At 61.0% G+C, this 14949-nt stretch carries 13 protein-coding genes and 1 pseudogene; 6 read left to right on the top strand and 8 right to left on the bottom strand.

The window, feature by feature from the left end:
- Positions 1-106: 106 nt before the first annotated feature.
- Positions 107-1327: a putative DNA modification/repair radical SAM protein gene (locus tag HU724_RS17585; protein ID WP_024013352.1), complete on the top strand. Its 1221-nt coding sequence runs from the start codon at positions 107-109 to the stop codon at positions 1325-1327.
- Positions 1324-2142 (top strand): annotated as a pseudogene (locus HU724_RS17580) (TIGR03915 family putative DNA repair protein); the annotation flags it as partial. The gene HU724_RS17585 and the pseudogene HU724_RS17580, both read left to right, overlap by 4 nt.
- A 276-nt stretch (positions 2143-2418) precedes the next feature.
- On the opposite strand, the gene HU724_RS17575 reads toward HU724_RS17580, so the two are convergent.
- The 5 genes from HU724_RS17575 to HU724_RS17555 all read right to left on the bottom strand — a co-directional run bounded on the left by HU724_RS17575 (position 2419) and on the right by HU724_RS17555 (position 8634).
- Complete coding sequence (locus HU724_RS17575) at positions 2419-3438, bottom strand: branched-chain amino acid aminotransferase (RefSeq protein WP_016775201.1); 1020 nt, start codon at positions 3436-3438, stop codon at positions 2419-2421.
- Between the two features lie 245 nt (positions 3439-3683).
- On the bottom strand, positions 3684-5057 hold the full coding sequence (gene lpdA / locus HU724_RS17570; RefSeq protein WP_186566501.1) for a dihydrolipoyl dehydrogenase: 1374 nt from the start codon (positions 5055-5057) through the stop codon (positions 3684-3686).
- A gap of 6 nt (positions 5058-5063) precedes the next feature.
- Positions 5064-6338 (bottom strand): dihydrolipoamide acetyltransferase family protein, encoded by a 1275-nt coding sequence (locus HU724_RS17565; RefSeq protein WP_186566503.1) that lies wholly within the window; start codon positions 6336-6338, stop codon positions 5064-5066.
- Positions 6339-7397 (bottom strand): alpha-ketoacid dehydrogenase subunit beta, encoded by a 1059-nt coding sequence (locus tag HU724_RS17560; RefSeq protein ID WP_003224000.1) that lies wholly within the window; start codon positions 7395-7397, stop codon positions 6339-6341.
- 1 nt (position 7398) lies between these two features.
- Positions 7399-8634, bottom strand: a complete 1236-nt coding sequence (locus HU724_RS17555) for a 3-methyl-2-oxobutanoate dehydrogenase (2-methylpropanoyl-transferring) subunit alpha (protein WP_186566505.1) — start codon at positions 8632-8634, stop codon at positions 7399-7401.
- Positions 8635-8818: 184 nt separating this feature from the next.
- On the opposite strand from HU724_RS17555, the gene bkdR reads away from it, so the two are divergent.
- Positions 8819-9307, top strand: coding sequence for a Bkd operon transcriptional regulator BkdR (gene bkdR, locus HU724_RS17550; protein ID WP_041476986.1), 489 nt, complete (start codon positions 8819-8821; stop codon positions 9305-9307).
- Between the two features lie 167 nt (positions 9308-9474).
- On the opposite strand, the gene HU724_RS17545 is transcribed toward bkdR, so the two are convergent.
- Positions 9475-10338, bottom strand: a complete 864-nt coding sequence (locus HU724_RS17545; RefSeq protein WP_186566507.1) for an MBL fold metallo-hydrolase — start codon at positions 10336-10338, stop codon at positions 9475-9477.
- A gap of 92 nt (positions 10339-10430) precedes the next feature.
- On the opposite strand from HU724_RS17545, the gene HU724_RS17540 reads away from it, so the two are divergent.
- The 3 genes from HU724_RS17540 to HU724_RS17530 all read left to right on the top strand — a co-directional run bounded on the left by HU724_RS17540 (position 10431) and on the right by HU724_RS17530 (position 12995).
- The gene (locus tag HU724_RS17540; protein ID WP_016775194.1) at positions 10431-10772 is read left to right on the top strand and encodes an ArsR/SmtB family transcription factor; all 342 of its coding nucleotides are present in this window, start codon (positions 10431-10433) and stop codon (positions 10770-10772) included.
- A 167-nt stretch (positions 10773-10939) separates the two neighbouring features.
- Positions 10940-12184, top strand: coding sequence for an NAD(P)/FAD-dependent oxidoreductase (locus tag HU724_RS17535; RefSeq protein WP_186566509.1), 1245 nt, complete (start codon positions 10940-10942; stop codon positions 12182-12184).
- Between the two features lie 10 nt (positions 12185-12194).
- The gene (locus HU724_RS17530) at positions 12195-12995 is read left to right on the top strand and encodes a sulfite exporter TauE/SafE family protein (RefSeq protein ID WP_186566511.1); all 801 of its coding nucleotides are present in this window, start codon (positions 12195-12197) and stop codon (positions 12993-12995) included.
- An 85-nt stretch (positions 12996-13080) separates the two neighbouring features.
- On the opposite strand, the gene HU724_RS17525 is transcribed toward HU724_RS17530, so the two are convergent.
- Positions 13081-14361, bottom strand: coding sequence for a TRAP transporter large permease (locus tag HU724_RS17525; RefSeq protein ID WP_016775191.1), 1281 nt, complete (start codon positions 14359-14361; stop codon positions 13081-13083).
- Positions 14361-14888, bottom strand: coding sequence for a TRAP transporter small permease (locus HU724_RS17520; protein ID WP_016775190.1), 528 nt, complete (start codon positions 14886-14888; stop codon positions 14361-14363). Before HU724_RS17520 ends, HU724_RS17525 begins: the two co-directional genes overlap by 1 nt.
- Positions 14889-14949: the final 61 nt, after the last annotated feature.

Below are 14949 nucleotides of genomic sequence, written 5' to 3'. Positions count from 1 at the left end.
CCCACACGCCGCAATCTGGATGGGCAGCCGACGAGGGGTCATCCATCAACTTGTTTCGCGGCGGGCGAGCCTATACTGTATATGCACACAGTAAAGAGCCCGCGCCATGCAAATCATCGACAAGCTCAGCATCCTCGCCGACGCCGCCAAGTACGACGCCTCCTGCGCCAGCAGTGGTGCGCCCAAGCGCAGCTCCGAGGGCAAGAGCGGGCTCGGTTCGACGGACGGCATGGGCATTTGCCACAGCTACACGCCGGACGGGCGCTGTGTGTCGTTGCTGAAAATCCTGCTGACCAACTTCTGTCTTTACGATTGTCAATATTGCGTCAATCGCCGTTCCAGCGATGTGCCGCGTGCGCGCTTCACCCCGGAAGAAGTCGTGACGCTGACCATGGATTTCTACCGGCGCAACTGCGTCAGCGGGCTGTTTCTCAGCTCCGGGATCATTCGCTCGGCGGACTACACCATGGAGCAACTGGTGCGGGTGGCGAAGTTGCTCCGTGAAGAGCACGAATTTCGCGGCTACATCCATTTGAAGACCATTCCGGAAGCCGATCCGGCCTTGATCGAAGAAGCCGGGCGTTATGCCGACCGCCTCAGCGTCAACATAGAATTGCCCACCGATGCCAGTCTGCAGACGCTGGCGCCGGAGAAGGACATCACCTCGATCAAGCAAGCGATGAACACCATCTACACCGGCGTGCAAACAGTGTTGAACGAACCGCGCTCGGCCAAGTTCGCCCCGGCCGGGCAAAGCACGCAATTGATTGTCGGTGCCGATGACACCGATGACAGCACCATCCTGCACAGCGCCCAGTCCCTGTATGGCAACTTCCGTTTGCGCCGGGTCTATTACTCGGCATTCAGTCCGATCCCCGACAGCCCGAAAAGCGTACCGCTCGCCGCGCCACCGCTGATGCGCGAGCACCGTTTGTATCAGGCTGATTTCCTCCTGCGCAGCTACGGCTACAGCGCTGACGAATTGCTCAAAGGCCCGGGCAATCTGGCGCTCGATATCGACCCGAAGCTGGCCTGGGCGCTGGAAAATCGCGAAGTGTTCCCGCTCGACCTCAACCGTGCTGACGCGACGTTGATCGCACGGATCCCGGGCATCGGCTTGCGCACCACCGAGCGCCTGGTCGAGTTGCGCCGTCAGCGCCGCATCCGTTACGAAGATGTGGCACGGATGCGCTGTGTGCTCGCCAAGGCCAAGCCGTTCATCATCACCAGCGATTACCACCCGCAACAGGCGGAAGTCACCAGTCACATGCTCTACCAGCAATTGCGCGACCGGCCGATGCCGCAGCAGATGGGGTTGTGGGGATGATCAGTCTCGATTGTGACGATCTGTTCGACACCTGGCGCCAGCAGGCGCGCTGGTTGCTCAGCCATGAGATCGATCCGAGTCTGGTGAGCTGGGCGGTGGAGGGCGTTGGCGATCTGTTTGCCAGTGATGATCACGTGCCCGAAGAGCAGGGGCCGTTTCAGGCGCGTATTCCCCGTGCGCTGCTCGCCACCCTCGAACAAGCGGCGCGCTATCGCGGCGAACAGCGCTGGAGCCTGTTGTATGAAGTGCTCTGGCGCGTCAGTCACGGCGACCGCACGGCGATGATGGCCGGCGACAAGCTCGGCAGCGAATTGCAGCGGCGCATCAAGCAGGTCAGCCGCGAGGCCCATCATCTGCATGCGTTTGTGCGTTTCATCGAGCGGCCGAAGGATCAGCCCGGTCCACAATATGTGGCGTGGCACGAACCGGCCCATGACATCCTGCACAGCGCCAGCGAGCATTTCATCGGGCGCATGGGCCAGCATCGCTGGTTGATCGCCACGCCGCGCGATGGTGTGTACTACGACGGTGAGCAATTGATTCACGAGCGGCAATGCCCGATTGAATGGCAGCAACTGGCACAGAACGTCGACGACCCCCACGGCGATTTGTGGTTGACCTACTACAGCCACATCTTCAACCCGGCGCGGTTGAACCCGAAGGTCATGCAAGGGCATTTGCCGGTGCGGTTCTGGAAGAATCTGCCGGAGGGCGAGTTGATACCGGGATTGATCACCCAGGCGCGGATGGGCAAGCAGCAGAATGGGCAGGCGAGCGGGATTGCTGATCGACTTGGTAAACGGATTGCCTTGAAGAGCGAAAAGCCTACCCTCACCCCAGCCCTCTCCCGGAGGGAGAGGGAGCCGACCGAGGTGTTCTTGCGAACTCCATCGACCTGAATGGCCGAGGTGAATGCGATTTTTGAAAAGCGCACAAGTCGGCTCCCTTTCCCCCTCGCCCCCCTGGGGGAGAGGGCTGGGGTGAGGGGGAAAAGATCTCCAGCCTTACACAAAAAAAACCAACAACCACAATCAAAAAAGCCCCCCACCAATCACTCGGTGGAGGGCTTTTGTGCATCAGCAGTCGTCAGATCAAACCTTGACAATCCAGCCCGCTGGCGCTTCGATGTCGCCGGTCTGCACGCCAGTCAGCTCTTTGTAGAGCTGCTGGGTCACCGGGCCTACCTCGGTTTCGCTGTGGAACACATGCAGGTGATCGTTGTAGCTGATGCCACCGATCGGCGTGATCACCGCAGCGGTACCGCAGGCACCGGCTTCCTTGAAGTCCGACAGCTTGTCGATCAGCACGTCGCCTTCAACCACTTCCAGGCCCAGACGCGATTTGGCCAGTTCGATCAGCGACAGGCGGGTGATGCCTGGCAGGACCGATGGCGAGTTCGGGGTGACGAACTTGTTGTCGTGAGTGATTCCGAAGAAGTTGGCCGAACCGACTTCCTCGATCTTGGTGTGGGTCATCGGATCGAGGTAGATCGCGTCGGCGAAGTTGGCTTTCTTGGCTTTCGAACCCGGCATCAGGCTGGCGGCGTAGTTGCCACCGACCTTGGCCGCGCCGGTGCCTTGCGGCGCCGCGCGGTCGTAGCTGGAGATCTGGAAGTTGTGCGGAGTCAGGCCGCCCTTGAAGTAGGCGCCGACCGGGATGCAGAAGATCGAAAAGATGAACTCGGGCGCAGTGCGTACGCCGATGTTGTCACCGACGCCGATCACGAACGGGCGCAGGTACAGCGCGCCGCCGGTGCCGTACGGCGGGATGAAACGCTCGTTGGCGCGAACCACGGCTTTGCAGGCTTCGATGAACTGCTCGGTGTCGACCGTCGGCATCAGCAGACGCGCGCAGCTGCGTTGCATGCGCAGGGCGTTCTGGTCCGGGCGGAACAGGTTGATCGAGCCGTCCTTGCAGCGATAGGCCTTCATGCCTTCGAAGCACTGCTGACCGTAGTGAAGGGCAGTGGAGCCTTCGCTGATGTGCAGGACGTTATCTTCGGTCAGGGTGCCTTTGTCCCACTCGCCATCGCGAAAGTACGACAGATAGCGCTTGTCGGTCTTGATGTAGTCAAAACCCAGCTTGTCCCAATTGATGCTTTCGTTACCCATGACACCCTCTATCACTGAACAACCGCCGAAACGGTTCAAGGCTTCTGACGTTTTTTTGGATGGGCACAACAATACTTCATTCTTGAGCGGTTTCGCAGCTTGTGGCGAGGGGATTTATCCCCGCTGGGCTGCGAAGCGGCCCCTTTGGCTCAGATATCTGACGTTCGGCGGTGGCCGATTTTGCGGTTGCTGCGCAACCCAGCGGGGATAAATCCCCTCGCCACAGCGGCATTCGGCTGCATCTGTCACAGATGCAGCGCATGCCCCAGCGCCCGCAACGCCGCTTCCTGCACCGCTTCGCCCAAGGTCGGGTGGGCATGAATGGTGCCGCCGATGTCTTCCAGGCGCGCGCCCATTTCCAGGCTCTGCGCGAATGCCGTCGACAATTCGGAAACCCCGACACCCACCGCTTGCCAGCCGACAATCAAATGATTGTCACGACGTGCGACCACCCGGACGAAGCCGCTTTTCGATTCCAGGGTCATTGCGCGGCCGTTGGCGGCGAACGGGAAGCTTGCAACGATGCAGTCCAGCCCGGCAGCCTTGGCCTCGTCCGGAGTTTTGCCGACCACCACCAGTTCCGGGTCGGTAAAGCACACGGCGGCGATGGCGGTCGGGTTGAATTCGCGGCGCTTGCCACTGATCAGCTCGGCAACCATTTCGCCCTGAGCCATAGCGCGGTGGGCCAGCATCGGTTCGCCGCTCACGTCGCCAATGGCGTAGACGTTGCGCATGCTGGTTTGGCAACCGCTGTCGATCTTGATCGCCGAACCGTTCATGTCCAGATTCAACGCTTCGAGATTGAATCCCTGTGTATTGGGTTTGCGTCCGACCGCGACCAGTACCTGATCGGTTTCCAGATTGAGGGTTTCGCCTTCAGGATCGCGCACCTGCAATGTGCCGTCGAAACCCAGCACACTGTGTTTGAGGTACAGCTTCACCCCCAGTTGCTTGAGCGCCTCATGCACCGGTTGTGTCAGCTCCGCGTCGTAAGCCGGAAGAATTCGATCCTGTGCCTCGACCACACTGACCTCGGCGCCGAGCTTGCGATAGGCGATGCCCAGCTCCAGGCCGATGTAACCACCGCCGACCACCACCAGACGTTTCGGCACAGACGTCGGCGCCAGCGCTTCGGTGGAGGAGATGATCGGTCCGCCAATCGGCAGGATCGGCAGGTTGACGCTGGTCGAACCGGTGGCCAGTACCAAGTGCTCGCACTGGATGCGCGTTTCGCCGACTTCCACGGTTTTGCCGTCGATGATTTTCGCCCAGCCGTTGATGACCTGAACCTTGTTTTTCCTCAGCAGCGCGGCGACACCAGTGGTCAGGCGATCAACGATGCCGTCCTTCCACTCGACGCTTTTGCTGATATCCAGGGTCGGTGCGGCAACGCTGATGCCCAACGCCGAATGCTGGCTGTGATGCTGCGTCTGATGAAACTGCTCTGCCACATGAATCAGCGCTTTCGACGGAATGCAGCCGATATTCAGGCAGGTGCCGCCCAACGATTGGCCTTCGACCAGGATGGTCGGGATGCCCAGTTGCCCGGCGCGGATTGCCGTGACGTAACCGCCGGGGCCGCCGCCGATGATCAGCAGGGTGGTGCTCAGAGATTGCATTCGGGCTTACTCCACAAACAGAGTGGCAGGTTGTTCGAGCAAGCCACGAATGGCCTGGATGAAAAGCGCCGCGTCCATGCCGTCGACCACGCGGTGATCGAAGGAGCTGGAGAGGTTCATCATCTTGCGGATCACCACCTGGCCTTTGACCACCATTGGCCGCTCGACGATTTTGTTCACGCCGACAATGGCCACTTCCGGCAGGTTCAGCACCGGCGTGCTGACAATGCCGCCCAGCGCACCGAGGCTGGTCAGAGTAATGGTCGAACCGGACAGCTCATCGCGGCTGGCCTTGCCATTGCGCGCGGCGTTGGCCAAACGCGAAATTTCCGCGGCGCTGTCCCACAGGCTGCGCGCTTCGGCGTGACGCACCACAGGCACCATCAGGCCGACATCGCTTTGCGTGGCGACGCCGACATGCACCGCGCCCAGGCGCGTAATGACTTGCGCTTCGTCGTCGTAACGGGCGTTCATCTGCGGGAAGTCGCGCAGGGCGACGACCAGCGCGCGAACGAGGAACGGCAACAAGGTCAACTTGCCACGGCTGGCGCCATGCTTTTCATTCAGATGCGCACGCAGTTCTTCGATCGCGGTGACGTCGATTTCTTCAACATAACTGAAGTGCGCGGCACGCTGAGTAGCGTCCTGCATGCGCTGGGCAATCTTGCGGCGCATGCCGATCACTTGAATCTGTTCTTCGTCGTTACGCTGGGCGTACGCGGCGGCAACCGGTGCCGAAGCGTTCGACTGACCTTGCGCCAGATAGGCTTCAAGGTCTTCGTGCAGCACACGACCGGCCGGGCCGGAACCGCGCACCAGACGCAATTGAATACCCAGATCCAGCGCATGTTTGCGCACGGCCGGCGATGCGAGCGGGCGTTCATCCGCTTCGCGAGCAACCATCGGGCCTTGGCAAACGGCAGCCGGACGTGGTGCGGCGGCTGCGGCGGGTTTGCTTTCGACAGCGGCTTCAACCTTCGGCGCAACCGGTGCTTCTTTGACCGGCGCGGGCGCGGCGGACTCTTTAAGGTTGCCAGCCCCTTCGACTTCAATGCTGATCAGCACACTGCCGACCGCCATCACTTCACCCGGCTGACCACCGAGCGCTATCACTTTTCCGTGTACCGGCGATGGAATATCGACCATCGCCTTGTCGGTCATCACGTCCGCCAGCACCTGATCTTCAACCACCAGATCGCCGACCTTGACGTGCCACTGCGACAGTTCTACTTCTGCGATGCCTTCGCCGATGTCCGGCATCTTGATAACGTGCGTGCCCATTCAGACCTCCATGACCCGTTTCAACGCCGCGCCCACTCGGGACGGCCCTGGGAAATACGCCCACTCCTGCGCGTGCGGGTAGGGGGTGTCCCAACCGGTGACGCGCTCGATCGGCGCTTCCAGGTGATGGAAGCAATGCTCTTGCACCAGCGACACCAGCTCGGCGCCGAAACCGCAGGTGCGGGTGGCTTCGTGAACCACCACGCAGCGGCCGGTTTTCTTCACCGACTTGACGATGGTTTCCAGGTCCAGCGGCCACAGGCTGCGCAGGTCGATAACTTCGGCATCGACGCCGGATTCTTCGGCAGCGACTTGCGAGACGTATACCGTGGTGCCGTAGGTCAGCACGGTCACGTCCTTGCCCGGACGAGTGATCGCGGCAACGTCCAGCGGCACGGTGTAGTAACCGTCCGGCACCTGGGCTTGCGGGTGTTTCGACCACGGGGTTACCGGGCGGTCGTGATGGCCATCGAACGGGCCGTTGTACAGGCGTTTCGGCTCAAGGAAGATCACCGGGTCATCGTTTTCGATGGAAGCGATCAGCAGGCCTTTGGCGTCGTACGGGTTGGACGGCATGACCGTGCGCAGACCGCAGACCTGAGTGAACATCGCCTCGATGCTCTGGCTGTGGGTCTGGCCGCCGTAGATGCCGCCGCCGCAAGGCATGCGCAGGGTCATCGGTGCGGTGAATTCACCGGCCGAGCGATAACGCAGACGCGCTGCTTCGGAGATGATCTGGTCGGAGGCGGGGTAGACGTAGTCGGCGAACTGGATTTCGGCGACCGGACGCAAACCGTAGGCGCCCATGCCGACGGCCACGCCGACGATGCCGCTTTCCGAGATCGGCGCGTCGAACACCCGCGAGGTGCCGTACTTGGTCTGCAGGCCTTCGGTGCAGCGGAACACGCCGCCGAAGTAGCCGACGTCCTGACCGAACACGACGACGTTGTCATCACGCTCAAGCATCACATCCATGGCCGAGCGCAGGGCCTGGATCATGGTCATGGTGGTCGTGGTCATGGCGGTTTCCAACTGAATATTGTTGTTGTGATCGTTCATGTCAGATCCCCAACTGCTGACGCTGGCGCTTCAAGTGCTCCGGCATCTCTTTGTAGACGTCTTCGAACATGGTCGCGGCGCTTGGAATCTGCCCGCCGGCGAGGGTGCCGTACTGTTCGGCCTGTTTCTGCGCGGCAATCACTTCGGCTTCGAGTTCGGCGCTGACGGCGCTGTGCTCTTCCTCCGACCAGTGGCCGGCCTTGATCAGGTGCTGTTTCAGACGCGCGATCGGATCGCCGAGCGGGAAGTGGCTCCAGTCATCGGCAGGGCGGTATTTTGATGGGTCGTCGGAGGTCGAGTGCGGGCCGGCGCGGTAGGTGACCCATTCGATCATGGTCGGGCCGAGGTTGCGCCGGGCGCGTTCGGCAGCCCAGGCGGACGCAGCGTAGACCGCGTAGAAATCGTTGCCATCGACCCGCAGCGAGGCGATGCCGCAACCGACGCCGCGTCCGGCGAAAGTCGTGGCTTCACCGCCGGCGATGGCCTGGAAGGTGGAAATTGCCCACTGGTTGTTGACCACGTTGAGGATCACCGGCGCGCGATAAACGTGGGCGAAGGTGAGGGCGGTGTGGAAGTCCGATTCGGCGGTGGCGCCGTCACCGATCCACGCCGAGGCGATTTTGTTATCGCCCTTGATCGCCGAGGCCATGCCCCAGCCAACGCCCTGAATGAACTGAGTGGCGAGGTTGCCGGAGATGGTGAAGAAACCGGCGTCCTTGACCGAATACATGATCGGCAACTGGCGGCCCTTGAGCGGATCGCGCTCGTTGGACAGCAGTTGGCAGATCAGGTCGACCAGCGGCACATCGCGGGCCATCAGGATGCTTTGCTGGCGGTAGGTCGGGAAGCACATGTCGTCGATGTTCAGTGCCAACGCCTGGGCGCTGCCGATGGCTTCTTCGCCAAGGCTCTGCATGTAGAACGACATCTTTTTCTGCCGCTGGGCGACGACCATGCGGTTGTCGTAGATGCGCGTCTTGAGCATCGCGCGCATGCCTTTGCGCAGGATTTCGACCGGCACGTTTTCGGCCCACGGGCCGAGGGCGTTGCCCTGATCGTCGAGCACGCGAATCAGGCCACGGGCGAGGTCGGCGGTGTCAGCGGGTTCTACATCGACAGGAGGTTTGCGCACCGTACCGGCATCGGTCAGATGCAGGTAGGAGAAATCGGTTTTGCAGCCGGGACGGCCCGAGGGTTCAGGGACGTGCAGGCGCAGCGGTTCATACGCTTGGGTCATGGCTTCTACGCTCGATCTTGTGAATTTCTTGTAGTGAGCTGGCAGTCATTCCGGGATGAGGAAATCTTGTCCTACAACAATCATAGGCGTGGCCAAGAAGAATATTTCTCTGTGTTTCGTTGCGCTGGCGACCATTTGCAGATAGAAATTCTGCATAAACATAAAAAACAGGTGGTTTTGTCTCATGCGCAAACTGGACCGTACCGACATCGGCATTCTCAACAGCCTTCAGGAGAACGCGCGCATCACCAACGCCGACCTCGCTCGCTCGGTGAACCTGTCGCCGACGCCGTGCTTCAACCGGGTCAAGGCCATGGAAGAATTGGGCTTGATTCGCGAGCAGGTCACGCTGCTGGATGCCGATCTGCTGGGGCTGCACGTGAACGTGTTCATTCACGTCAGCCTGGAAAAGCAGGTAGAGGAGGCGTTGCAGCATTTCGAGGAAGCGATTTCCGATCGGCCTGAGGTGATGGAGTGCTACTTGATGGCGGGTGATCCGGATTATCTGATTCGCGTGCTGGTGCCGAGCATTCAGTCGCTGGAACGCTTCATGATGGATTTTCTGACCAAGGTGCCGGGTGTGGCGAACATCCGCTCCAGCTTTGCGCTGAAGCAGGTGCGCTACAAGACGGCGTTGCCATTGCCGGCGAATGGGTTGACCCTGGGCGCATAACCTGACCTGATGCACCCGACCCGCCGACGCCGACCGTTCCCACGCGCAGCAAAGGAATGCCGCCAGGGACGCTCCGCGTTCCGCCTCAAGAAGTGACGCAGAGCGTCACGGGATGCATTCCCACGCAGAGCGTGGGAACGATCAGACTTAGGGCGCCTGACTAGGGGTCAGAGTTTGTTGAGCGGAATTTTCAGGTAAACCACGCCATTCCCCTCAGGCGCCGGCATATTCCCCGCCCGCACATTCACCTGAATCGCCGGCAGCAGCAACGTCGGCATGCCTAACCCAGCGTCACGTGTCGTGCGCATCTCGACGAAAGCCGCTTCATCAATCCCGTCATGCACATGAATATTGCTTTTGCGCTGTTCGCCGACAGTGGTCTGGCACTGTGACGCGCGGCCCTCGGGCGGGTAGTCGTGGCAGACGTAGAGCTTCACGCTGGCCGGAAAAGCCAGCAGCTTCTGGATCGACTTGAACAATTGCTGCGCGTTGCCGCCGGGGAAATCACAGCGCGCCGTGCCGACGTCGGGCATGAACAGCGTGTCGCCGACGAGGATCTGTTCGCCGTCGATCAGGTACGCCATGTCCGCTGGCGTATGGCCGGGGACGTGCAGGGCGGTGGCCTTGAGATTGCCGATCATGAACGATTCGTTCGGTGCAAACAGATGATCGAACTGCGAGCCATCGACGCAAAATTCCGGCTCCAGATTGAACAGCGCCTTGAACACATTCTGCACTTTGCTGATCGACTCACCGATGGCGATCTTGCCGCCCAGTTCTCGACGCAGGTACGGCGCGGCAGACAGGTGATCGGCGTGGGCGTGGGTTTCCAGCAGCCATTGCACTTGCAGCCGGTGCGCACGCACGAAAGCGATGATCTTGTCCGCCTGCGCCGTGCCGGTGCGCCCGGCGGCGCCATCATAGTCGAGCACCGGGTCGACGATCGCGCACTGGCCGCCGTCGGCTTCATAGACCACGTAGCTGTAGGTCGAGGAGGCGGGGTCGAGGAACGCTTCAATCTGGGCGGGCATGGCGAAAACCTGTGCTGGGGAATTTCGGGTTGCAACAGTTTATGTAAAAACATAATGTTCGCAGCTTAAGTGACCTTCAAGGCCTCGTGCAAATGCAATCCAGTCTGACCGAATGTGAAGTCGCCCAACTGCGCGCCTCGGCGTCCAAAGCCTGCGCCTTGCTCAAAGCCCTGGCCAATGAGGATCGTCTGTTGATTCTCTGTCAACTGACCCAGGGCGAACGCAACGTCGGCGAGCTGGAAAAAATGACCGGCGTACGCCAGCCGACGCTGTCCCAGCAACTGGGCATCTTGCGCGACGAAGGGCTGGTCGCGACCCGCCGCGAAGGCAAATACATTTTCTACGGCCTGGCCAGTCACGAAGTGATCCAGGTGATGAAAACCCTGTCGGGGTTGTATTGCGGAGCGGTACTCAAGAGCTGGGAACAGCCATAAATGCCAGCCCTTACAAACACCTCTTGTGGGAGCGAGCCTGCTCGCGAAGGCGGCGTGTCAGCCGACAAATAGTTGACTGAGCCACCGCTTTCGCGAGCAGGCTCGCTCCCACATTAGTTGTTGTGGTGAGCCAAAAAAAACCTTGCGTGCAGCAAAAGGAACAAGCAATGAACGATCAACACTGGGGCCCATCCATCAGTGCGGACATCGTGGTCATCGGCGGCGGCACGGCCGGCATCGGTTTTGTTGCCAGCCTGCTCAAGCGTGACCCGCAGCTCAAAGTCACCGTGATCGAACCGAGTTCACAGCATTACTATCAACCGGCGTGGACGCTGGTCGGTGGTGGTGCGTTTGATGTGAAAGACACCGTCAGGCCGATGAGCCAAGTCATGCCACGTCAGGCAACGTGGATTCAGGCCAGCGTCAGCGCCATCGACCCGCAAAGCCGCCAACTCACCCTCGACGACCAACGCACCGTCAGCTATCAGAACCTGATCGTCTGCCCCGGCCTGCGCCTGGCCTGGGAGAAAATCGAAGGCTTGCAGGAAAGCCTCGGTCAGCACGGCGTCACCTCCAACTACAGCTATCAACACGCCCAGTACACCTGGGATCAAGTGCAGAAACTGCGCGACGGCCGGGCGCTGTTCACCCAGCCAGCGATGCCGATCAAATGCGCCGGCGCACCGCAGAAGGCCCTGTATCTGTCTTGCGATTACTGGCGCAAATCCGCCGTGCTGAAAGACATCAACGTCGAATTCAATCTCGCTGGCACTGCGCTGTTTGGCGTGCCGACCTTCGTGCCGCCGTTGATGAAGTACATCGAACAGTACGACGCGCAACTGGCGTTCAACTCGAATCTGGTCAAGGTCGATGGCCCGGCGAAAATCGCGTGGTTTGACGTCAAGGACGCCGACGGCAATGTCAGCCGGGTCGCGAAAACCTTCGATCTGCTGCACGTCGTGCCGCCACAAGTCGCGCCGGATTTCATCGCCCAGAGTGCGCTGGCCGATGCCGGCGGTTGGTGCGAAGTCGATCCGCACAGCTTGCAGCATCCGCGCTATCGCGAGGTGTTCGCGCTGGGCGATATCTGCGGCACCAGCAACGCGAAAACCGCCGCAGCGGTGCGCAAGCAGGTGGTCGTCGTTGCACAGAACCTGCTGGCCGCGCGCAAACAACAGCCGCTGCCGCTAAAGTACGACGGCTACGGCTCGTGCCCGCTGACGGTGGAGAAGGGCAAGGTGATCCTCGCCGAGTTCGGCTATGGCGGCAAACTGCTGCCGACTTTCCCGCTGGACCCGACCGTGGCCCGCCGTTCGGCGTGGTGGCTGAAGGCGACGCTGCTGCCGTGGTTCTACTGGCACGGCATGCTCAAGGGCCGCGAGTGGCTAACGCGTCTGTCCAGGGTCGACTGAGAAAACCCCTATGTTGCTGGCAAGTCTGTTTGGCGTGGTGATGGGGTTGGTCCTCGGCCTGACCGGCGCAGGCGGCGGGATTCTCGCGGTGCCGGCGCTGGTGCTCGGGCTCGGCTGGACGATGACGCAAGCGGCGCCGGTGGCCTTGTTTGCGGTCGGCAGCGCGGCGGCGGTCGGGGCGATCGACGGTTTGCGCCATGGCCTGGTGCGTTACCGCGCGGCGCTGTTGATCGCCGCGTTGGGCGCGGTGTTTTCGCCGCTGGGGATCTACTTCGCACATCAGTTGCCGGAAAAGATTCTGATGATGCTGTTCAGCCTGCTGATGGTCTTGGTCGCTTGGCGAATGTTCAGAAAAGAGCGTCAGCAAGCCGGGCCGAGCGATCACGGCCATGCCAGTTGGGGGCAGAAAAACTGCATGCTCAACGAGCAGACCGGGCGCTTCGACTGGACCGCCAAATGCACCGCCACCCTGGCTGCACTGGGAGCGGTTACTGGCGTGGTTTCGGGTTTACTGGGCGTCGGCGGCGGCTTTCTGATCGTGCCGGCGTTCAAGCAACTGACCGATGTGCAGATGCGCGGCATCGTTGCGACGTCATTGATGGTGATCAGTCTGATTTCCGCGATCGGGGTGATCGGCGCGTTTCATGCGGGGGTGCGTATCGACAGCCAGGGCGCGGCGTTCATCGTTGCCAGCATCGTTGGCATGATCATCGGTCGCAGGCTGTGCGCGCAGGTGCCGGCGCGAGCGTTGCAGGTGGGGTTTGCCAGTGTCTGTCTGGTGGTCGCGGGGTACATGTTGGTGCGGGCGTGAAGATCAACAAATCGCAGCCTCGTTGCACTCGACAGCTCCTACAGGGGAATGCGATTCCTGCAGGAGCTGCGATCTTTTCAGCGGGTTACAACACCAGGTGCGGCAGCCACAGCGAAATCGCCGGAACGTAGGTCACCAGCAGCAGCACCAGGAACAGCACGCCATAGAACGGCAGCAGCGCTTTCACGGTGCTTTCGATACTGACCTTGCCCACCGCCGAGCCGACGAAGAGCACCGCGCCCACCGGCGGTGTTATCAGTCCGATTCCTAGGTTGACCAGCATGATCATGCCGAACTGCACCGGGTCGACACCGATGCCCATGATCACTGGCATCAGGATCGGCGTAAGGATCAGGATCAGCGGCGCCATGTCCATCACCGTGCCGAGCAACAGCAGCATGACGTTGATGCACATCAGGATCACGTAGCGGTTGTCCGACAGGGTCAGGAACAGCGTGGTGATTTTCGCCGGGATCTGCATCAGCGTCATGATGTAGCCGAAGCTGGCGGCGAAACCGATCAGGATCATCACGATGGAGATGGTGCGCACCGTGCGATGCATCAGCTTGGGCAACTCGCTCCATTTGTAATCGCGGTAGATGAACATGGTCACGAAGAATGACCACAACACCGCGATGGCCGCCGATTCAGTGGCGGTGAAAATACCCGAGAGGATGCCGCCGAGGATGATCACCATCGCCATCATGCCCCACAGGGCTTCGCCGACGATCTTCAGCGCCTGGCGCATCGGAATCACTTCGCCCTTGGGGTAGTTGCGCTTTTTCGCGAAGATCAGGCACAGCACCATCAGGCAGGCGCTCATCAGCAGGCCCGGGACGATGCCGGCCATGAACAGCGAAGCGATCGACACCGTACCGCCAGCGGCCAGCGAGTAGAGCACCGAGTTGTGGCTTGGCGGAGTCAGCAGGGCTTGCACCGAACCGCTGACGGTCACGGCGGTGGAGAAGTCCCGTGGATAGCCCTTGCGTTCCATCTCGGGAATCAGCACCGAACCCACCGACGCGGTGTCGGCGACCGACGAACCGGAGATCGCGCCGAAGAACGTCGAGGCAACAATGTTGACCAGCGACAGACCACCACGGACGAAACCTACCAGCACCCCGGCACACGCCACCAACCGCCGGGACATGCCGCCCTCGGCCATGATCGCGCCGGCCAGGACGAAGAACGGAATGGCCAGCAGCGAGAATTTGTTCACCCCCGAGGCGACCTGGATCATCACCGCCTGGAAGGGAATGTCGATCCACCAAGCGCCGATCAGCGCAGCGGCGCCCAACGCGTAAGCGACCGGCATGCCGATCAGGATCAATACGATAAAACTGCCCAGCAGGATCAGAGCGTCCATTAAACGGCACCTTCACTTTCTTCAACCAGGTCGAACTGCACGACCCGACGTTTGCTCTGGTCACCGAGCAAGAGTTTTTCCACGACAAAAATCAGCGTCAGCAAGCCGCCCAGGGGGATCGGCAGATAGGTCACGCCAACCCGCAGATCGGGCAGGGCGGCCATGAACTGGTTCCAGGTGGACATGCACAGCTTGGTGCCCCAGATGGTCATGAAGATGCAGATGGCCGCCATCAGCAGTTGCGAAAAAATCGCTGCTGCGGATTTCAGCTGCGGTGGCATGCGGTCGGTGAGCATGGCCACGGCCATGTGCGCACCGGCGCGGTAACTGGCGGCGGCGCCGATGAAGGTGAACACCATCATCAGCAGGATCGCCGTTGGCTCAGGCCAGCTCGAACCGGTGCCGAGCACGTAGCGGGCGAACACGCCCCAGGGAATCATCAGGGAAATCGCCAGGACGGAAAGGCCGGCGACCCAGATGCACGTCATGTAGATTTTGTCGTTGATACGCAGCAGCAGATTCTTCATCGGGTTCCACCGTAACCGGGCGCGCCTGAACCGCTGGCGCGCCGGGCCTTTTTCATGAGTA

Source organism: Pseudomonas iranensis, from assembly GCF_014268585.2.
Taxonomy (GTDB): domain Bacteria; phylum Pseudomonadota; class Gammaproteobacteria; order Pseudomonadales; family Pseudomonadaceae; genus Aquipseudomonas; species Aquipseudomonas iranensis.
The sequence above is the reverse complement of the archived record's forward strand: the minus strand, read 5'-3'. Positions and strand labels throughout refer to the sequence as shown.